Raw genomic sequence first — 19,083 nt, 5'->3', positions numbered from 1 at the left:
CATTATCGCTGAAAACACAGGGGGCTGCCCGGCGCCGCTGGCGAGGCGTAGAATGGCAACAAATCAACGGCCGCAAGCCCGCGCGACATGGCGGAACGGCACAAAACAACGACCTTGGGGCAGCTGCGGAACCATGCAAAAATACTCTTGCTATTTGCTAATACCTATCATATTGTGCGATGCAACAAAACAAAAACGGGTGCAACCTTGACGTCGGAACACAAAAAAAGCGGCCTGGCCGGCATGACCCTGGCCGCCGTCGGCATCGTCTACGGAGACATTGGCACCAGTCCGCTGTACACCCTGAAGACGGTCTTTGACCCGGCCCACGGCCTGGCGCTGTCGCACGACAACCTGCTGGGCATCGTCTCGCTGATCTTCTGGGGCCTGACGCTGATCGTCTCGCTCAAGTACGTGACCCTGGTGCTGCGCGCCGACAACCGCGGCGAGGGCGGCATCATGGCCCTGATGGCGCTGGTGCTGTCGTCCGTCAGCCGCCTGTCGCGCTGGCATTTCCCGCTGATGGTGATCGGCGTCTTCGGCGCCACCCTGTTCTACGGCGACAGCGTGATCACGCCGGCCATTTCCGTGCTGTCGGCCATCGAGGGCCTGGAAGTGGCCACGCCCGCCTTCAGCCCGCATGTGGTGTGGCTGACGATGGTGGTGCTGGTGGCCCTGTACTCGGTGCAGTCGCACGGCACGGCCGGCATCGGCCGCTATTTTGCGCCCATCATGGTGCTGTGGTTCGCCGCGCTGGCCGGCATGGGCGTGGTCAACATCATCAAGTCGCCGCAGATCCTGGCCGCGCTGAACCCGATCCACGCGGCCACCTTCCTGATGAACAACGGCTTTGTGGCCTTTGTCGCGCTGGGCGCCGTGGTGCTGGCGCTGACGGGCGCCGAGGCGCTGTACGCCGACATGGGCCACTTCGGCAAGAAACCGATCCGCATGGCGTGGTTCCTGATCGCCTTCCCCGCGCTGGCGCTGAACTACCTGGGCCAGGGTGGCCTGCTGCTGGCGCATCCGGAAGCCGTCTCGAATCCGTTCTACCAGCAGCTGGGTGCCTGGAGCGTTTATCCACTGGTGATATTGTCGACCATGGCCACCGTGATTGCCTCGCAGGCAACCATATCCGGTACTTTCTCGATGACCAAGCAAGCCATCGCGCTGGGCTTCCTGCCGCGCATGCGCGTGCGCCACACGTCGGAAAGCGAAATCGGCCAGATCTATATTCCCGCCGTGAACTGGCTGCAGCTGTGCGTGGTACTGCTGGCCGTGGTCGGCTTCGGCTCCTCGGAAAACCTGGCCGCCGCCTACGGCATCGCCGTCACTGCCACCATGCTGTGCACCACCATCCTGACCTTCTTCGTCATCCGCTACCGCTGGAAGATGAATCTGGCCTTGTGCTGGGCCGCCACGGGTTTCTTCCTGATCATCGACGTCAATCTGGTGTCGGCGACGGCCCTGAAACTGTTCCATGGCGGCTGGTTCCCGCTGCTGCTGGGTTCGATTCTGTTCATCGTCATGCTGACCTGGAAGCGGGGCCGCCAGTTGGTGTTCCAGAACCTGGAAAAGCACGCGATCCCGCTCGACGATTTCCTTGCCTCGCTGTTCATCGCGCCGCCGCAGCGCGTGCCTGGCACGGCCATTTTCCTGCGCGGCGAAACGGACGGCGTGCCGCATGCGCTGCTGCATAACTTGCTGCACAACAAAGTGTTGCACGAGCGCGTCATTTTCCTCACCGTCTTCATGCATGAAGAGCCGTGGGTGGCGCCATCGGAGCAGGTGCGCGTGGTGGACCTGGGCCACCAGTGCTACCAGGTCAATGTGCACTACGGCTTCAAGGATGAACCGGACATTCCGGCCGCGCTGGCGCAGTGCGCGCAGCAGGGGCTGGACTTCGAGATGATGGAAACGTCGTTCTTCATCGCCCGCCAGACCATCATCTCCACGCCGGGACATGGCATGATGCCGTGGCGGGAGCACCTGTTCGTCACCATGTCGCGCAATGCGCGCACGGCGGCCGACTACTACCAGATCCCGAGCAACCGGGTCATCGAACTGGGCACGCAGGTGGAAATCTAGAGAATGTGGTGCTTGTGCCAATGTTGTATTGGCACACAAGCACCATCGTGCTTACGTCTGCTTACAAATGGGCTACGCGAGTCCTGTTAAACTCCAGCCCGTACCGGTCCGCACCGTACGGGGCCTCAGTCACACTCCAATATTTAAAGGGAAACCATGAAATCGGTATTTCAAAAGATTGCCACGCTCATTTGCGCCGTGGCCCTGGCCGCCTGCGGCGCCGCCGCAAACACGGAAAAGCCGGTCGTGCTTGACCCGAATACGCAAGTGAAAGAGTTTACTTTCCCTGACCTGGTGCCGGGCACCGGCGCCAAAGCGGAAGCGGGCGACACCCTGCGGGTGATCTACACGGGCTGGCTGTACGACGCGACCAAGCCGGACAACAAGGGCACGCAGTTCGACACGAGCCTGCCTGGCGCGTTTCCGTTTCCGTTGGGCAAGGGTCTCGTGATCTTGGGCTGGGAGCGTGGCCTGGTCGGCATGCAGGTCGGCGCTACCCGCCGCCTGTCCATTCCGTATGACCTCGGTTATGGCAAGGCGGGCAAGCCGCCCGTGATTCCAGCCTACGCCGGCCTGGTGTTCGACATCACGCTGGTGGAAGTGACGAAGGCCAAATAAGCCTGGGCATGGCAGGCACCGACAAGGGCGATTCCACGGAATCGCCCTTGTTGTTTTGGGGTCCCGTTCAGGCGGGCGCCAGTTCCTGGAAGTAGTAGGTGGCGCCACCGAGGTTGGCCGGCGCGTCATATTGCAGCACTTGCGTGCGGCGCAGCGCCACCGGGGCGCTGAAGGCGGGACCGTCATACACGAAGGTGTGGAATTCGCCGTTTTCGCCGCAGGCGTCGACGCCGGGCGGCAGATCGGCCAGGAAGGCGGCGTCGAACTCGCGCCCGCAAAATGCACGCGGCAGATGCTGGCCATTGATGCACACGACAATGGCCTTGAAACCGGCGGCAAGAAACTCGTCGACCAGCGCGCGGCGGTCGCCGCCCCACAGTGGCAGGTGCGCCGTCAGGCCGGCGACCGCGCAGACTTTTTCTTCCCAGTCGCGGTGCGGCTGCAGGTCGATGTCGCCAAAGATGGCGTGGTGTATGCCCTCGTCTTTCGCCGCGCGCAGCATGGCGATGAATTGTCCTTCATAGCTGGCCCAGCTGGCGTGATAGCGCCGCAGGCGCGCGCCCAGGCTGGCCGCCTGCGCCTCGAGCAGTTCCGGCGGCACGCCGTGCGAGCGCGACTTGCGGCCATCTTCATCCATGGCCGTGATCAGCAGCGGCACGTCCAGGCCGGCGTTGCGCGCGCGCCACAGGGCCAGGCAGGAGTCCTTGCCGCCGCTCCAGGAAATCAGGGCCGTCGTCATGCCGCCGCTCCCGGCGCCACCGCGCGCAGCATGTCGACGTGCTGTATGCCGTCTTCATCGTACGGCGCGCTGACGGTGACGAAGCCGAACGACTGGTAGAAGCGCTCCAGGTACTGCTGGGCGCCGATGCGGATGGCGTGGCCCGGATGCTGGCGCACGGCGCGCGCGATGCCTTCAGTCAGAAGCAGCTTGCCGGCGCCCGTGGTGCGCGCCTCGGGCGCCGTCAGCACGCGGCCCAGCGACATTTCCACATACTTGGCGCCCGGCGCCAGCACGCGCAGGTAGGCCGCCAGTCGGCGCTGGCCATCGACCGTCTGCCAGCCCAGCAGGTGCATGGCCGCCTGATCGTGGCCGTCGAGGTCCGGGTACAGGCATTGCTGTTCCAGCACGAACACGCGCTGGCGCAAGGCCAGCACCTGGTACAGGTCGTGGGGACCGAGTTCGTCGAACGTGTTCCATTGCCAGCTGATCATGGGGCATCCTTGATTGAGAGTGGCCGTGATTTTACCGGCTTCACGCCGCCGGCGTGGGATAGCGCTGCGCAAACCACTGCTTCAGGTGTTCGATGCAGCGCGTCACGCGGGGCGCCACCAGCTGGCGCGACGGGTAGATGGCGAACAGCGCCAGGCCGGGACGCTCCACCTCGGGGAACAGTTCGACCAGCGCGCCGCTGGCCAGTTCCTCGCGGCAGACGAAGGTGGGCAGGATGCCGATGCCCAGGCCGCGCAGGATCAGGCTGCGCATGAACAGGGTGTTGTTGGTGCGTACCCAGTTCGGCACTTCGATGTCGCTGTGCGGCCCCGCGTGGCGCAGGGGCCAGCGGCTGCCGAACAGGGCGTGGCTGTAGATGAAGCAGCGCTGGCGCGTCAGATCCGTCGGTTCCTGCAATGGGCCATGGCGTTCCAGGTAGGCCGGCGCGCAGCAGATGTGCAGGCGGTAGTCGTGGATGTGACGCGCCACGTAGCTCGAATCGGTGAGCGCGGTGGTGACGCGAAAGCCCAGGTCGTAGTTGGCCGCCGCCAGGTCCACGTATTCATCTTTCAGGTCGACGTCCAGGCGCAAGGCCGGCCAGTCGGCCATGAAATCGGCCAGGCCCTCGGCCAGTTCGCCCACGCCCAAGGTCAGCGGCGCGTTGATGCGCAGGCGGCCCGTCACGTGCGCCGTCGAGTGCGCCACCATGTCTTCGGCCTGGACCAGCTCGTCGAGCAGCTTGCGGCAGTGTTCCAGGTAGGCCGCGCCCGTTTCCGTCAGTGCCAACTGGCGCGTGGTGCGCGTCATCAGGCGCCCGCCCAGCTCCTGCTCCAGCTGGCCGATGCGCCGGCTCACATACGAGGCCGACAGGTCCAGTTCGTCGGCCGCCCGGCGAAAGCTGCCCAGCTCGGCCACGCGGCGAAACAGCTGCATCGCCTGCAATTTATCCATGTGTTGCCTTATTCAGTCGGATTACGCATCAGTGCTGTGCATTATTGATCATTTTTCCGCGATTTGATTCGGAATATGCTGGCGACCTCTCAACAGAAAGGCCACACCATGAAAAAATTACTCATCAGCAGCCTGTTGCTCGCCGCCTTTTCCACCGCCCAGGCGGCCGAGGTCCTCGTCGTGCTGTCGGATGCCAGCCACCTTGAGTTGCGCGACGGCAAGGTCTTCCCGACGGGCTTTTACCTGAATGAACTGATGCAGCCCGTGAAAAAGCTGCTCGATGCGGGCCACACGGTGACATTCGCCACGCCGCTGGGCCAGGCGCCCACGCTGGATGCCGGCTCGGATACGGCCGATTATTTTGCCGGCGACGTGGCGGCCCACGCGGCGCACAAGGCCTTGCTGGACCGGCTGGCGCTGACGCTGCCGGGCCGCTCGCCCGTGATCAGCCTGAAACGGGTGGAACAGATCGGTTACGGCCACTACGCGGCCGTGCTGGTGCCGGGCGGCCACGCGCCCATGCAGGATCTGTTGAAGGATGCCAGCCTGGGTGCCTTGCTGCGCCAGTTCCACGCGGATGGCAAGCCGACGGCGCTGCTGTGCCACGGCCCCATCGCGCTGCTGTCGGCCCTGCCCCGGGCGGGCACGTTTACGGCCGCGCTGCAGGCGGGCCAGACGCCCCCCGCACCGGCGGACTGGATCTACAGCGGCTACCGCATGACGGTGATCAGCAACGAGGAAGAGACGGCGGCGCAAGGCGCGCTGCAGGGCGGAACGATGAAGTTCTATCCGCAGTCGGGCTTGCAGGCGGCCGGCGCGCGCTATGTGCAGAACCGGGCGCCGTGGAGCAGCAATGTGGTGGTCGACCGCGAACTGATCACGGGACAGAATCCCGCATCGGCGCCGGCCCTGGCGGACAAGCTGCTGCAGGCGTTGCAGGTATCTCGCTAACGAAAAATCCCCGGCGGCGCCAGGGCGCGGCCGGGGAGGGAGTGCGTGCAGCAGGGATTACACGATCGTCAGGGTGACGTCGATGTTGCCGCGCGTGGCGTTCGAGTACGGGCACACGATGTGGGCGGCGGCGACCAGCGCTTCGGCGGCGGCGCGTTCCATGCCTGGCAGCGAGATTTTCAGTTCCACTTCGATGCCGAAGCCCGTGTCGATCGCGCCGATACCGACGTTGCCTTCGATCGACAGATCCGCTGGCAGGGCGATCTTGTCGCGGCCGCCGACGAATTTCATGGCGCCGATGAAGCAGGCCGAGTAGCCGGCGGCGAACAGCTGTTCCGGGTTGGTGCCGACGGCGCCATTGCCGCCCAGTTCTTTTGGCGTGGTCAGCTTGACGTCGAGCACATTGTCGGACGAGACGGCACGGCCTTCGCGGCCTCCGGTGGCGGTAGCTTGGGCGCGGTACAGGACTTGTTTGATCGACATGATGATTTTCCTCGGTGAGTTAAATAGTTAACGACTAAATAGTGTGCTACTTTTTCATGGGCTGTCGCCCCAGGATGTCCGTCTGCAGCAGCAATGCCGGCGTCCATGTGCTCAATATATATCGCGCGCTATTTAATTGCAAGCTATTTTATTCGGGCAGCTGCGGCACCTGACAAATCGTCGCGAACACCGCTGCCAAAGCGCAGCAGGTCTGGCCAGCTATATTGAACCTTTATTTTCTTGCCTTTGTCGCCATTAACGGTCTTCCATCGCATAATGGCCACCGCCGCCGGGGGTCTTGATTATGCTGGGCCCACTTCAATACCCAAGGAAAAATCATGACTAGCCTCTTCTTTATCCTGCGCATCACGCTGGCAACGATGCTCACCTACATCATCGCCACGGCTATCCTGGTCGAGAATTTTCTGCGCCATATCTTCGGCCAGACGGAAGGCTTTTTTGTCATCGTCGGCGCGCTGCTGGCCAGCGCCGTCATCACGAATGCGTTCTCGCATGTGCGCCGCGTGCGCCTGATCGCCGGGGCCGTCAATGCCAGCACCCTGTCGAGCCGCCAGCGGCGCCAGATCGAGATTCCGTTCGAGGCGGGCGAGGCATTCGACATGATCGACGCGGCCATCCGCGAACTGCCGGGCAGCGAAGTGGTTGAAAGCGCGCGCGACAGCCTGCAGGTGCAGGCCAGAGTGCGCCGCGCGGCGCCGTACACGGACACGGGCTTGCCGCGCATGCGCGTGCTGGGCTTCCTCGAGCCGCGGCCGAACCAGATCCTCGCCACCGTCACGCCGAATGGCGAAGCGGGCAGCGTGACGCTGATCTGCGAGCCGGCGCGCAATGCCTGGACGGACTGGTTCCTCGTCGACCATGGCAGCAACCTGGAAAACGCGGAAGCGGTGACGCGCGCCATTACCCGCCGGGTGGCGCAGCGGCGCCGCGGCGAACAGGCCGAGGCACGCCAGACGGTGACGGAAAAGGAACTCACGGTGGCCAAACTGAGCCTGCTGCACGCGCAGGTAGAACCGCACTTCCTGTACAACACCCTGGCCAGCGCGCAGCTGCTCACGCGCAGCGACCCGGTGCGGGCCGACGAAATGCTGGGCAACCTGATTTTGTACCTGCGCCACTCGCTGCCGCGCACCGAGCAATCCATGTCGACCCTGGGCACGGAACTGGAGCGGGCGCGCGCCTACCTCGATATCCTGAAAATCCGCATGGGCGCGCGCCTGAACCTGCAGATCGAAGTGCCGCAATACCTGCGCCAGGTGGAGCTGCCGCCGATGATGCTGCAAACCCTGGTGGAAAACGCCATCAAGCACGGACTGGAGCCGAAAAGTGGCGGCGGCACCGTGTGGATCATGGCGCGCAGCGGCAATGGCACGGTGATCGTCACGGTGGCCGACGATGGCAAGGGCTTCAGCGATGACGGCGCCGGCACGGGCATCGGCCTGCGCAATGTGCGCGAACGCCTGCGCCTGACGTATGGCGCGGCCGCGTCGTTTGCCATCCTGGCCAATTTCCCCGATGGCGTGACGGCCACCATCACGGTGCCCGACAGCACGGCGCAAGGAGTCTCGTATGGATCAGCATGAAATGACGTGCGTTATCGCCGAGGATGAAACCCTGCTGCGCGAGGCGCTGGTGGCGATGCTGGGCGAACTGTGGCCGGCCCTGCGCATCGTCGCCGCCTGCGATGACGGCGGCACGGCGCTCGACGCCATCGCGACCCTGCGGCCGGATATCGCCTTCCTGGATATCCGCATGCCGGGCCTGACGGGACTGGAAGTGGCGGCCGGCACCCTGGCCGCCAGCCCCGCCACCCAGGTGGTGTTCGTCACGGCCTACGACCAGTATGCGATCGACGCCTTCGACAAGGGCGCCGTCGACTATGTATTGAAGCCCATCGGGCGTGAACGCCTGCAGGCCACCTTGCAGCGCGTGCAGGCGCGTGCCACGAAGGGGAGCGTCAACGACGGCGCGCTGGCCGGCCTGCTGCAGCAATTGACGAGCGCCTTGCCGGCGGCCGCCAAGTCGCCGCCGCTGGTGTGGCTGACGGCCAGCAGCGGCAAGGATACGCGCCTGATCATGGTGGAAGATATCGCCTATTTTCAGTCCGACACCAAGTACACGGCCGTCATGACGGCGGAAGGCGAGGCGCTGCTGCGCAAGCCGATCCGCGAACTGCTCGACGTGCTCGATCCTGCCATCTTCAAGCAGATCCACCGTTCCACCATCGTCAACATGAAGATGGTGGCATCCGTCACGCGCGATGAAGTGGGGCGCGGCAGCCTGCGCCTGAAGACGCGGCCGGAAACCCTGGCCGTGAGCCAGCCGTTCATGAGTTTGTTCCGGAATATGTAGAGCTGCTAAAGCCGGGGTCAGACCCTCAACACCGCTAACGCCAGGCTCACCGTCAACGTGGACGGGGGGCTGACCCCAGAATTACTCCGCGGTTTCAAAACCCTCAAGCACATTGACCACATTGATGCCCAGTTCCTTCACCGCATAGCCGCCTTCGAGGATGAAGGCGGTGGGCAGATTCAAATGCGCCAGGCGTTCGCCCACGCGCAGGTAGTCGCCGCTTTGCAGGGCGAAGTGCGAGAGGGGATCGCCGACGAAGGTGTCCACGCCCAGCGAGACCACCAGCGCGTCGGGAGCGTACATATTGATGCGCAGGCAGGCCGTTTCCAGCGCGGCGAACCAGCTGGCCGTGCTGCTGCCGGCCGGCAGCGGCAGGTTGACGTTGTAGCCGCTGCCGGCGCCGCTGCCCGTCTCGTCGGCATGACCCAGGTAAAACGGATATTCAGTGCGCGGGTCGGCGTGGATGGAGGCGAACAGCACGTCATTACGCGCATAGAAAATGCTCTGCGTGCCATTGCCGTGGTGGTAGTCGATGTCGAGGATGGCGACCTTGCGGGCGCCATCGTCGAGCAGGTGCTGCGCAGCCAGTGCCGCGTTATTCAGAAAACAGTAGCCGCCGAAGAAATCGCTGCCTGCGTGATGGCCAGGCGGGCGCGTGAGGGCAAACGTGGCCCGCTCGCCCAGGCGCAGCGCGTGGGCCGCGTTGACGGCGCAGTCGGCGCCCGTCTTGGCCGCCGTCCAGGTGCCGGACGTCAGTGGCGTGCCATTGTCCATCGAGTACAGCCCCAGCCTGGCCGTGAAATTCTCCGGTTCGATATCGTGGCGCAAGGTGCGCACGGGCCAGACGGACGGCAAGGCGTCCTTGCCTGCGTTGTCCGGGTCGAGCGCCAGCCAGTCGTGCCAGGCATGGCGCAAGAAGTGCAAATAGCGTGGCGTATGGATGCGCTCGAGCGATGTCAGGGGCACGCCGTGCGGCGTGACGATGCGCCCCAGGTTGCGCCGTCCCAGTTCGGCCACCACCATGTCGGCCCGTTCCGGCGCCTCGAAGCAGGGCACCATCTCGCCGCGGAACCATTCGAAGCGGCCCCGGTGCTGGCCGTGCAGTTCATTGTAGAAGGTCAGCATGGCGCGCGCGCGGGGCAGGCAGGATCAGGTGTGCGAGCACAGGGTGCTGGCGCGGTAGGCGGCGACGAAATCGTCGAAGCTGCCGGCCGGTGCCGCCTCCATGGCGCGCTGCTCGGCCAGCGAGCTTTCCGCCAGCTGGTCGAAATACGCGCTTTGCTCGGGCGTGGGCGGATGCGCGCGGAAGTAGGCCGCATGGCGTTCGCTCTGGCGCAGGCCGAAGGCGGCAAACGAGCCGCCATTGACGCGCAGTTCGGCCAATACCCTGGCCGACGGCGTGGCGTCCGGGTCGGCCAGCTTGACGGCTTGCGCCGCCAGGCTGTCCGCATGCTGCGTGCCGCCGTGGCGCGCGTCGAGCAAGGCCGCCACGGGCGCGATACGCGCCAGCAGTTCCTCGCCCCACGCCTGCAGGGTGATGTCCTCGCCATCGCGGCGCAGGGTGAGGCCCGGCGTGCGGCCTTCCTTCACCGTGCGGGCGAAATTGTTGGTGTAGCAGGCGCTTTGCTCGGCCGAGATGGGGCCGCTGTCGTCGAGCGCGCAGAACAGCAAGAAGGCGTCGAGGAAGCGGCCCGTTTCCAGGCTGATGCCCACCGGCTCGAACGGGTCGACGTCCATGCAGCGCACTTCGATGTACTGCACGCCGCGCAGGCACAGGGCCTGGATCGGGCGCTCGCCCGTGCGGATCACGCGTTTCGGACGGATGGTCGAATAGTACTCATTTTCTATCTGCAGCACGTTGGTGGAGAGCTGGATCCACTCGCCATCTTTTTTCGTGCCCAGCGTTTCGTACGGCGCATATGGGTCGTTGACGGCGTGCGTCAGCGCATTGACGTAGTCTTCCAGGCTGTTCTCGTGCGGACGCAGGCCGGACTGGGCGTCGTTCTGGTAGCCCAGGTCGCTCATGCGCAGGCTGGTGGCATACGGCAGGAACAGGGTGTCGTCGGACAGGGTGTCGAGCTTGTGCGCGCGGCCGCGCAGGAAACCGGCGGACAGGGCCGGCGAAGCGCCGAACAAATACATCAGCAGCCAGCTGTAGCGGCGGAAATTGCGGATCGTCGCCAGATAGCTTTCCGACTGCACGTCTTTCGGCGAGGCAGCTGCCTGCGTGGCGCTGGCGCTGGTCTCCGGGTTGCCGTGCAATACCTGCCACAGCTGTTCGTCGAGCGAATAGTTGTAGTGGATGCCGGCGATGCATTGCATGGCCTTGCCATAACGCAAGGCCAGGCCGCGCCGGTAGACGTGCTTGAGCATGCCCATGTTCGAGCTGCCGTAGTTGGCGATCGCGATGTCCGCTTCGGGCGGCAGCTGGCACGGCATCGACTGGCTCCACAGCAGCTCGTCGCCAAGGCGGCTGTAGGCGTGGCGGTGCACGGTGTCGAGCTTGTCCAGGGTGGTGGCGATGTCGCTTTCCGCCGGCGTGATGAATTCGAGCAGCGCTTCGGCGTAGTCGGTGGTGATTTCAGGGTGCGTCAGCGCCGAGCCCAGGGCGGCGGGGTGGGGCGTGGAAGCCAGATGGCCGGCGCGGTCAACGCGCAGGGTTTCACGCTCGATGCCGCGCAAGCCGCCCAGCAGCGCGCGGTTGGCATCTTCGGTCAGCAATGCCAGGCGGCGAGTCAACAGGTTGGGCAATTTGAGCTTCCTTTCTTGTGCAGCATATAAATAATTTGTGCTGAGATTAACCGAATTTTGGCAAATGCGTCGGCGCCGGCCCAAAAAACGCCGCGTCGCCAGCGTCCGTCCCGGGCAACGGAGACGGCGCTTCGGTCAGGAAATCGCTTGATATTTTAACAAACTGCGGGGGATCTGGCGCGTCGCTGGATCAAGCGCCGCGCACAGGAAGTGGGTCAGCCGAGGCGCGCGCCGCTGACCCGCTCGATGCCGGCCAGGTCGCGCCAGCTCTGCACTTTGCCGTAGCCGGCCTCGGTCAGCAAGGCGCGCACGTGGGCCGCCTGGTCATAGCCGTGCTCCATCAGCAGCCAGGCGCCGGCCGCCAGGTGGCGCGCGGCGCCGGCGACGATGGTGCGCAGGGCCGACAGGCCATCGGCATGGTCGGTCAGCGCGCCGGCTGGCTCGAAACGCAAATCGCCTTCGGCCAGGTGGCGGTCGCCGCTGGCGATGTAGGGGGGATTGGAGACGATCAGGTCAAACTTTTCCGTGCCCAGCGCCTCGAACCAGTCGCTGGCCATGAAGGTGATGTTGACGCCGTTGGCGCTGGCATTGCGGCGCGCCACGGCCAGCGCCGCGCTGCTGACGTCGAGGGCCGTGACGACGGCGTCGGGCCGCGTATGCGCGAGGGCGACGGCGATGGCGCCGCTGCCGGTACCCATGTCGAGCACGCGTCCGCCGGGCGGCAGGCGCTCGAGCGCCAGTTCCACCAGCACTTCCGTGTCGGGACGGGGAATCAGCACGGCGTCGCTGACGGCAAAAGGCAAGCCGAAGAATTCGCGCTGGCCGACGATGTAGGCGATCGGCTCGCCCTGCAGGCGGCGTGCCAGCAAGCCGGAAAGGCGCTCTGCTTCATCGTCAGTGAGCACGCGCTCCGATTGCGTGATCAGGCTCACGCGCGACAGGCCCAGCGCGTGGCCCAGCAGGATGCGGTTGTCGAGCGGGTCGAGCAGCGGTCGGATTTGCAGGGCGCCGACAGTGCTGCCGGCGGGAATCAAGGTTTCTGGCATGGTGCTTTCAATTATTTCTTACGGCGCAACAGGGTCCACAGCAGGCCGATGGCAAAAATGGCGAACCAGACAAATGCCCATTGCGGGATCGACAGGCCGAAAAACGGCTCGCCGGCGCTTTCGCAAGCGCCATAGGATTCAAACATGAAGGGCATGAGTTCGGCCGTGAAGACCTTGTTCAGCGCCGTTTCCACGGGGTCGATGCCGCAGGAAAAGCCGGGGTTGGCCAGCACGTACAGATGCTTGGCGCCCACGCCCAGGCCGCCCAGGGCTGCCAGCAGGCCGATGCCGGCGCCGATTTTGGGCCGCTTCGCGGCCGCGCCGGCCAGGCAGGCGATGCCGATGGCGAGGAACAGGTAGCGCTGGATCACGCACAGCGGGCAGGGCGCCATGTTCATGGCATGCTGCAAATACATGGCCACGCCGAGCATCAGGAAACACAGGGCGGCGATCAACAGGAGGACGGTGCGTGAATTTTTCATGGGCGACACGGTGAGGTGGATGGGGAAAAGCGTTACGCATTCTCGCACAAGGGCCGATTTTTATTGCTTAGCCGCTACTTAAAGCTGTCGGCTTACGCGCTGCGCGCTAAGCCGACCTACAAACTTCAACCCAAAGGCAGAAGCCGGGGTCGGACCCTCAGGGACTCGGCGTCCCCGTCCGACCCCGGCCCTTGTTTTAGGGGTTAATCCCCTAGCGCCGCCAGCAGCTCGGCCTGGTGTTCCGCCGCCAGCGCATTCGTCAGCTCCGTCAAATCCCCATCCATGATGAAGTCGAGCTTGTACAAGGTCAGATTGATGCGGTGGTCCGTCAGCCGGCCTTGCGGGAAGTTGTAAGTGCGGATGCGCTCGCTGCGGTCGCCCGAACCGATCAGGCTCTTGCGCGTGGCCGCTTCCTTTGACTGCTGTTCCCGCAGTTGCACGTCCTTGATGCGCGCGGCCAGCACTTTCATGGCTTGCGCCTTGTTCTTGTGCTGGCTGCGGTCATCCTGGCATTCCACCACGATGCCGGTCGGCAAGTGGGTGATGCGTACGGCGGAATCCGTCTTGTTGATGTGCTGGCCACCGGCGCCCGAGGCGCGGTAGGTGTCGATGCGCAGGTCGGCCGGGTTGATGTTGACGTCTTCGACTTCATCCGCTTCGGGCATCACGGCCACCGTGCAGGCCGAGGTGTGGATGCGGCCCTGCGTTTCCGTGGCCGGCACGCGCTGCACGCGGTGGCCGCCCGATTCGAACTTCAGCTTTGAATACGCGCCATTGCCGACCACGCGCACGATCACTTCGCGGTAGCCGCCCAGGTCGGAATCGGACGAGGACACCAGTTCCACCTGCCAGCGGTTGCGTTCGGCAAAGCGCGTGTACATGCGCAGCAGGTCGCCGGCGAACAGGGCCGATTCATCGCCGCCCGTGCCGGCACGGATTTCCAGGAAGATGTTGCGCTCGTCGTTGACGTCCTTCGGCAGCAGCATGGTCTGCAATTCGCGTTCCAGCTGCGCCATGGTGGCTTTCGCCGTTTCGATTTCTTCCTGGGCGAATTCCTTCATGTCCGGGTCCGCCAGCATTTCCTGCGCCGTGGCGATGTCGTTGCCCGCTTCCTGATAGGAACGGTACAGCGCCACCAGCGGGCCCAGTTCGGCATGCTCGCGCGTCATCTTGCGGTAGCTGTCCATGTTCGACGTGGCGTCCGGGTGCATCAACAGTTCGTCGAGTTCAACCAGGCGGTTCGCCAGTTGATCGAGTTTGGCCAGCATGGATGGTTTCATAGCGATTCGCGGTAGAGAGTGTAGGGATGAAGCAGGCCCGGCAGGCGGGCAGGGTGGCCGCGCGCAGGCGGCCAGCGGGGCGGCGCTAACGGCGGGGGCGGAACAGTTTTGGCAGCAGGGTGGCCAGTTGCTTGCGCTCGTCGCCTTGCGCGTGGTGCAGCGCCTGCTGCGGGCCGTGCAGGAACTTGGCCGTCAAGCCTTTCGACAGCGCTTCCAGGACGGCGTCGATGTCGGCGCCCTTGGCCAGCATCTTGCGCGCCCGTTCCACTTCCATCAGGCGCAGCGCTTCGCTGTTTTCATGCAAATGCTGGATGACGGGCACCATGGCGCGGTCATCGACCCAGCTCATGAACGATTGCACGCGCGTCTCGATGATCGACTCGGCTTGCGCCACGGCCGCCTGCCGGCTTTCCAGGCCCGTCTGCACGACCTTGCCCAGGTCGTCGACCGTGTACAGGAAGACGTCGTTCAGGCGGCCCACTTCCGCTTCGATATCGCGCGGCACGGCCAGGTCGACCATGAACATCGGCTTGTGGCGGCGTGCCTTGATGGCGCGCTCGACCAGGCCCAGGCCCAGCAGCGGTAACGAGGAAGCCGTGCACGAGATGACGATGTCGAACCGGTGCAGCTGCTCCGGCAAGTCCGCCAGGCGGATGGCCTTGCCGCTGAAGCGGTGCGCCAGTTCTTCGCCCCGCTCCATGGTGCGGTTGGCGATGGTGATGCTTTTCGGGTTTTGCGCCGCGAAGTGCGTGGCGCACAATTCAATCATTTCGCCGGCGCCGATGAACAGCACGTTCTGCTCGGCGATCTTGTCGAAGATGCGCTGCGACAGGCGCACGGCGGCGGCCGCCATGGAAACGCTGTGGGCGCCGATTTCCGTGCTGCTGCGCACTTCCTTGGCCACCGAAAAGCTGCGCTGGAACAACTGGTGCAGATACGTGCCCAGGCCGCCCGCCTCGTCGGCCGTGCGGATGGCGTCCTTGATCTGCCCGAGGATCTGCGTTTCGCCCAGCACCATCGAATCGAGCCCGGAGGCGACGCGGAAAGTGTGGCGCACGGCGTCGTGCTGCGGCAGCATATATAAGTGGGGGCGCAGCTCGCTGTAGTTCAGCTGGTGGTAGTCGGCGAGGAAATGCGCGCCCGCGTCGAGCGGATTGGGCACATGGCTGGCCGCATACAGCTCGGTACGGTTGCAGGTCGAGAGGATGGCCGCTTCGTCGTTGTCGCGCAAGTCGATGCGCTGGAACCAGGTGCGCGCCGCCATCACCGCCTGGCCCAGATGCTCAGGCGCAAACGCCAGCTGTTCGCGGAGCGACACTGGGGCGGTGGTGTGGTTGAGGCCGACGGCGAGCAGTTGCATTTCAGGGCTGTTGGGAATTCTTATGCCGACATTATAGCGCTTTGTGCCCGATCTTTGAGCAGTCCGGCTGTTTTCGCCCTGCAGCGCGCCTGTCACCCCCCGAGTTTTTCCAGGCGATAGCCATAACTGTAGACGGGCACCAGGCGGTAGCCGTGTTCCGGTTTCAGCTGCAGCTTGTTGCGCACGCGCGAGACGTGGGTGTCCATGGTGCGCGAAGGCAGGGCCGTGTCGCGCTGCCACACGGCTTCGTGGATGTAGGCGCGCGACAGGGGGCGGCCCAGGTTGCGGAAGAACAGCAGCGCCAGGGCGAATTCCTTGTGCGTCACGTCCAGCACTTCACCGCCCATCAGCAGGCGGCCGGGGCGGGTTTCAAACGTATATTGACCGAATTGCAATTGCTCGGCGCCATTCTGCGCCGGATAGGCCACGCGCAGCAGCGCCTGCGTGCGCAAGGTCAGTTCACTGCGCCGCAGCGGCTTGATCATGTAGTCGTCGGCACCGGCCGTCATGCCCGCCACCACATCGTCTTCGCCCGAGCTGTTGGTCATAAACAACACAGGCGCCTTGGGCGCCAGTTTTTCGCGGGCACGGCGCAGCACTTCGGCACCGTCCAGGTCACTCACATGCCAGTCGAGGATGAGCATGTCGCAACTGTCCTTGCGCAGCTGCCCCAGCATTTCCTTGCCACTCTGAAACTCGTGGCAGGCATGGCCGGCGGCCGTGAGCACCTGGCAGATCAGTTCTGCCTGACTATGGTCGCTATCGAGTACGGCAATTCGCATGATTGGCTGGTATGTGTAGCAACAAACAGACGGTCTGTTCTGCTTATCGTAATGTTAAGGAATGCTCAAGTGAAATATAACAGAGATTGCAACTGTGTCCAGTGAAATCGGCAGGCCCGCCCTTTACGCTACACTTGCCGATACACCCTCAGCGCGGAGAAATGGCGATGCTAGACAACAACACCACCGATTGGACCCTGATACCGGCCAGTCTTGCCGACATCGAACAGGTGCGCGAGCGCTGCCGGCGCCTGGTGCAGCGGCGCGCCATGATGTCGGCCGGCGCCTCGGCCATTCCCATTCCCGGCATCGACCTGATGTCCGATGTGGGCCTGTTTTCCATGCTGATCAACGATATCAACCACGAATTCGGCCTCACGCCCGAGCAGATCGAGCGCCTCAACCCGCAGTTCAAGATGATGGCCTACCGCGCGGCGGTGGGCATGGGCGGCATGCTGGTGGGAAAGCTGGTGTCGCGCGAACTGATTTTGCATCTGCTCAAGCGCAGTGGCGTCAAGATTGCCACCAAGCAGGTGGCGCGCTTCGTGCCGTTTGCCGGCCAGGCGGTGGCGGCGGCGATCGGCTATGCCGTGTTCCGCCAGATCGGCAACCAGCACGTGAATGCCTGCGCCGCGGTGGCGCAGGAGTTGCTCACGGTCAGGCCGAAGTAGCCTGGAGCGCCCATCCCGGGCGTGGCCAGGAGGGGCGTGGTGCATCAGGCGTCCGGCAGGACCACGTTGACGTCGAGCACTTCCAGGTTGCCCTGGCGGTCCAGCGAGATCTTGATGTCGTCGGCATTGACCTTGGTGTACTTGGAAATGACGGCGATCAATTCCTTGTGCAGGGCGGGCAGGAAGTCCGGACCATCGCGTCCGCTGCGTTCGCGGGCGATGATGATCTGCAGGCGTTCCTTGGCCGCGGTGGCCGTCTTCGGCTTGGGGGGGAACAGGAAAGAAAGCAAGGCCATATCACTTCGCCCCAAAAATACGCTGGAGTAATCCAGGCTTTTCATAGTTGGTAAAGCGCAACTCGACATCTTCGCCGAGGAAACGCGAGACCACGTCTTCATAGGCTTGCGCCACGTCCGTGCCCTTGAAATGGATGGCCGGATTGCCCTGGTTCGAGGCAGCCAGCACTTGTTCCGATTCAGGGATGATGCCCACCAGCGGGATGCGCAGGATTTCCTGCACGTCCTGGTAGGACAGCATTTCATCCGATTCCACGCGTTTCGGCGAGTAGCGGGTGATCAGCAGATGTTCCTTGACCGGCTCGCCGCCCGTCTGCGCGCGGCGCGACTTGGCTTGCAGGATGCCGAGGATGCGGTCCGAATCGCGCACCGACGACACTTCCGGGTTGGTGACGATGATGGCTTCATCGGCAAACGTCAGCGCCATCAGCGCGCCATGCTCGATACCGGCCGGTGAATCGCAGATGATGAATTCGAAGCCCATGTTGATCAGGTCGTTCAACACGCGTTCCACGCCTTCTTCCGACAAGGCATCCTTGTCGCGCGTTTGCGAGGCCGGCAGGATGAACAGGTTGTCGCAGTGCTTGTCCTTGATCAGGGCCTGGTTCAGGGTCGCTTCCTTGTTGATCACATTGATCAGGTCGTAGACCACGCGGCGCTCGCAACCCATGATCAGGTCGAGGTTGCGCAGGCCCACGTCGAAGTCGAGCACGGCTGTCTTGTGGCCACGCATGGCCAGGCCAGTGGAAAAACTGGCGCTAGAGGTCGTCTTGCCGACACCGCCCTTGCCGGACGTCACAACAATAATTCTTGCCACAAATAATCCTTTTCAGATATCTCTTGAATTGTGCAGCTTAAGAGCGGTTCACGGGAGTGACCGGATTGACAGAGTGTATATCGATTCTGTCACCAGCCAAACGAATTTGCGCGGGTCCCCGCGCCATTTCTGCAGGGAAACCATCTTCAAACGTGCGGTACACACCGGCGATCGACACCAGTTCCGGTTCCATGGCCAGCGCGAAGATGCGCGCCTGGGCATTGCCCGAGGCGCCGGCCAGCGCGCGGCCGTACAGCGAGGAATACACGTGGATGCTGCCGTCGGCGATGATTTCGGCGCCATTGTTGACGACGGCCGTGATGATCAGGTCGCAGCCGCGCGCATAAATGCGCTGGCCGGCGCGCACCGGCGTGTCAACCACCATCACCTGTGCTTCGGCGCCGGACTGGGCGGCGGCCGTCGGCGTATCCTTCGGGCCATCCTTGGGCGGCGCATCGTCGCGCGTCTTGCCGCTGTCGAGGCTCAGGCCTTGCGCCAGGATGGCCTCATGCATCTCGGCCGGCGCATTGCGCACGGCCACGGCATTCAAACGGTATTTTTTCAGCAGGGCCACCAGGGCGGCCCAGTCGACCGGTTCGCTGCCCGGCGGCAGGGCGGCCACGTCCAGCACGGCCAGGTCGTCCTCGAAAAAGTCCGCCACGCCTCCCGTCATGTCGTGCAAGGCACTATCGAGTGCCTGCGTAGCGGCGCTATGCACAATGGCGGAGACAGCGACGACGGTGGAAATCTTGATTTCGATAGGCTTCTGCGACGGGCTTTTGGACATAAACATTTATCAAAGTGAAACTGCGGCAGGCCGACTTTTCCGTGCGGCAACAATAGAGAGCAGTAAATTTCTTGCATTCTACTGCAAAAAAATCGCCGTCAGGGGCCTGGCGTGTGCTATTCCGCAGGGCAACAGGTACT

Annotated in this window: 20 protein-coding genes; 6 read left to right on the top strand and 14 right to left on the bottom strand. The window is 64.0% G+C overall.

Translation table 11 applies throughout. The features are described 5' to 3' along the window. The first annotated feature begins 207 nt into the window (after nucleotides 1-207). Entirely contained in the window at nucleotides 208-2,085 is a 1,878-nt protein-coding gene (locus tag ACQ4WR_RS12450; RefSeq protein ID WP_436487560.1) for a potassium transporter Kup, read from the top strand. Nucleotides 2,086-2,241: 156 nt separating this feature from the next. Next, nucleotides 2,242-2,703 carry an FKBP-type peptidyl-prolyl cis-trans isomerase gene (locus tag ACQ4WR_RS12445; RefSeq protein WP_102292755.1) on the top strand — a complete coding sequence of 154 codons (462 nt, stop codon included), beginning with the start codon at nucleotides 2,242-2,244 and terminating at the stop codon, nucleotides 2,701-2,703. 67 nt (nucleotides 2,704-2,770) lie between these two features. Here ACQ4WR_RS12445 and ACQ4WR_RS12440 read toward each other — a convergent pair whose 3' ends face one another. From ACQ4WR_RS12440 to ACQ4WR_RS12430, 3 genes are read right to left on the bottom strand one after another with little or no spacing between them, the layout of a single operon-like run. After that, the gene (locus ACQ4WR_RS12440; RefSeq protein ID WP_436487558.1) at nucleotides 2,771-3,442 is read right to left on the bottom strand and encodes a Dph6-related ATP pyrophosphatase; all 672 of its coding nucleotides are present in this window, start codon (nucleotides 3,440-3,442) and stop codon (nucleotides 2,771-2,773) included. Further along, nucleotides 3,439-3,915, bottom strand: coding sequence for a GNAT family N-acetyltransferase (locus ACQ4WR_RS12435; RefSeq protein ID WP_436487556.1), 477 nt, complete (start codon nucleotides 3,913-3,915; stop codon nucleotides 3,439-3,441). The genes ACQ4WR_RS12440 and ACQ4WR_RS12435 overlap by 4 nt, the downstream gene beginning before the upstream one ends. 40 nt (nucleotides 3,916-3,955) lie before the next feature. Continuing rightward, entirely contained in the window at nucleotides 3,956-4,864 is a 909-nt protein-coding gene (locus ACQ4WR_RS12430; protein ID WP_436487554.1) for a LysR family transcriptional regulator, read from the bottom strand. A 108-nt stretch (nucleotides 4,865-4,972) separates the two neighbouring features. Between ACQ4WR_RS12430 and ACQ4WR_RS12425 the strand changes: the two genes are divergently transcribed. After that, complete coding sequence (locus tag ACQ4WR_RS12425) at nucleotides 4,973-5,815, top strand: type 1 glutamine amidotransferase domain-containing protein (RefSeq protein WP_436487552.1); 843 nt, start codon at nucleotides 4,973-4,975, stop codon at nucleotides 5,813-5,815. Between the two features lie 57 nt (nucleotides 5,816-5,872). Here ACQ4WR_RS12425 and ACQ4WR_RS12420 read toward each other — a convergent pair whose 3' ends face one another. Further along, complete coding sequence (locus ACQ4WR_RS12420) at nucleotides 5,873-6,298, bottom strand: organic hydroperoxide resistance protein (RefSeq protein WP_035823589.1); 426 nt, start codon at nucleotides 6,296-6,298, stop codon at nucleotides 5,873-5,875. Nucleotides 6,299-6,636: 338 nt separating this feature from the next. Here ACQ4WR_RS12420 and ACQ4WR_RS12415 point away from each other — a divergent pair, with 338 nt between their 5' ends. Both ACQ4WR_RS12415 and ACQ4WR_RS12410 read left to right on the top strand, forming a co-directional pair. Further along, nucleotides 6,637-7,902 carry a histidine kinase gene (locus ACQ4WR_RS12415; protein WP_102292749.1) on the top strand — a complete coding sequence of 422 codons (1,266 nt, stop codon included), beginning with the start codon at nucleotides 6,637-6,639 and terminating at the stop codon, nucleotides 7,900-7,902. Further along, nucleotides 7,889-8,671 carry a LytR/AlgR family response regulator transcription factor gene (locus ACQ4WR_RS12410; protein ID WP_436487550.1) on the top strand — a complete coding sequence of 261 codons (783 nt, stop codon included), beginning with the start codon at nucleotides 7,889-7,891 and terminating at the stop codon, nucleotides 8,669-8,671. The genes ACQ4WR_RS12415 and ACQ4WR_RS12410 overlap by 14 nt, the downstream gene beginning before the upstream one ends. Nucleotides 8,672-8,752: 81 nt before the next feature. Here ACQ4WR_RS12410 and ACQ4WR_RS12405 read toward each other — a convergent pair whose 3' ends face one another. The 7 genes from ACQ4WR_RS12405 to ACQ4WR_RS12375 all read right to left on the bottom strand — a co-directional run bounded on the left by ACQ4WR_RS12405 (nucleotide 8,753) and on the right by ACQ4WR_RS12375 (nucleotide 16,372). Continuing rightward, nucleotides 8,753-9,796 carry a histone deacetylase family protein gene (locus ACQ4WR_RS12405; RefSeq protein ID WP_102292747.1) on the bottom strand — a complete coding sequence of 348 codons (1,044 nt, stop codon included), beginning with the start codon at nucleotides 9,794-9,796 and terminating at the stop codon, nucleotides 8,753-8,755. 24 nt (nucleotides 9,797-9,820) lie between these two features. After that, entirely contained in the window at nucleotides 9,821-11,422 is a 1,602-nt protein-coding gene (gshA, locus tag ACQ4WR_RS12400) for a glutamate--cysteine ligase (protein WP_436487548.1), read from the bottom strand. Between the two features lie 215 nt (nucleotides 11,423-11,637). Then, on the bottom strand, nucleotides 11,638-12,468 hold the full coding sequence (gene prmC, locus ACQ4WR_RS12395; protein ID WP_436487546.1) for a peptide chain release factor N(5)-glutamine methyltransferase: 831 nt from the start codon (nucleotides 12,466-12,468) through the stop codon (nucleotides 11,638-11,640). An 11-nt stretch (nucleotides 12,469-12,479) separates the two neighbouring features. Further along, nucleotides 12,480-12,950 (bottom strand): disulfide bond formation protein B, encoded by a 471-nt coding sequence (locus ACQ4WR_RS12390; RefSeq protein ID WP_102292744.1) that lies wholly within the window; start codon nucleotides 12,948-12,950, stop codon nucleotides 12,480-12,482. Between the two features lie 203 nt (nucleotides 12,951-13,153). Continuing rightward, entirely contained in the window at nucleotides 13,154-14,230 is a 1,077-nt protein-coding gene (gene prfA, locus ACQ4WR_RS12385; protein WP_102292743.1) for a peptide chain release factor 1, read from the bottom strand. A gap of 85 nt (nucleotides 14,231-14,315) precedes the next feature. Beyond that, nucleotides 14,316-15,590, bottom strand: a complete 1,275-nt coding sequence (gene hemA, locus ACQ4WR_RS12380; protein WP_102292742.1) for a glutamyl-tRNA reductase — start codon at nucleotides 15,588-15,590, stop codon at nucleotides 14,316-14,318. Between the two features lie 92 nt (nucleotides 15,591-15,682). Next, nucleotides 15,683-16,372, bottom strand: coding sequence for a response regulator transcription factor (locus ACQ4WR_RS12375; RefSeq protein WP_102292741.1), 690 nt, complete (start codon nucleotides 16,370-16,372; stop codon nucleotides 15,683-15,685). 167 nt (nucleotides 16,373-16,539) lie between these two features. On the opposite strand from ACQ4WR_RS12375, the gene ACQ4WR_RS12370 reads away from it, so the two are divergent. After that, entirely contained in the window at nucleotides 16,540-17,043 is a 504-nt protein-coding gene (locus tag ACQ4WR_RS12370) for a hypothetical protein (RefSeq protein ID WP_102292793.1), read from the top strand. 44 nt (nucleotides 17,044-17,087) lie between these two features. Here the strand turns inward: ACQ4WR_RS12370 and minE are convergent, their stop codons facing one another. The 3 genes from minE to minC are packed head-to-tail and all read right to left on the bottom strand — an operon-like array spanning nucleotide 17,088 to nucleotide 18,943. Further along, nucleotides 17,088-17,339: a cell division topological specificity factor MinE gene (minE, locus tag ACQ4WR_RS12365; protein ID WP_034752886.1), complete on the bottom strand. Its 252-nt coding sequence runs from the start codon at nucleotides 17,337-17,339 to the stop codon at nucleotides 17,088-17,090. A gap of 1 nt (nucleotide 17,340) precedes the next feature. Next, nucleotides 17,341-18,156, bottom strand: coding sequence for a septum site-determining protein MinD (gene minD / locus ACQ4WR_RS12360; protein WP_071325832.1), 816 nt, complete (start codon nucleotides 18,154-18,156; stop codon nucleotides 17,341-17,343). A 37-nt stretch (nucleotides 18,157-18,193) separates the two neighbouring features. Further along, nucleotides 18,194-18,943, bottom strand: coding sequence for a septum site-determining protein MinC (minC, locus tag ACQ4WR_RS12355; RefSeq protein ID WP_102292792.1), 750 nt, complete (start codon nucleotides 18,941-18,943; stop codon nucleotides 18,194-18,196). Nucleotides 18,944-19,083 lie beyond the last annotated feature (140 nt).

Source organism: Janthinobacterium amylolyticum (assembly GCF_051380655.1).
Lineage (GTDB): Bacteria > Pseudomonadota > Gammaproteobacteria > Burkholderiales > Burkholderiaceae_D > Janthinobacterium.
This window is presented reverse-complemented; position numbering and strand designations above follow the sequence as displayed.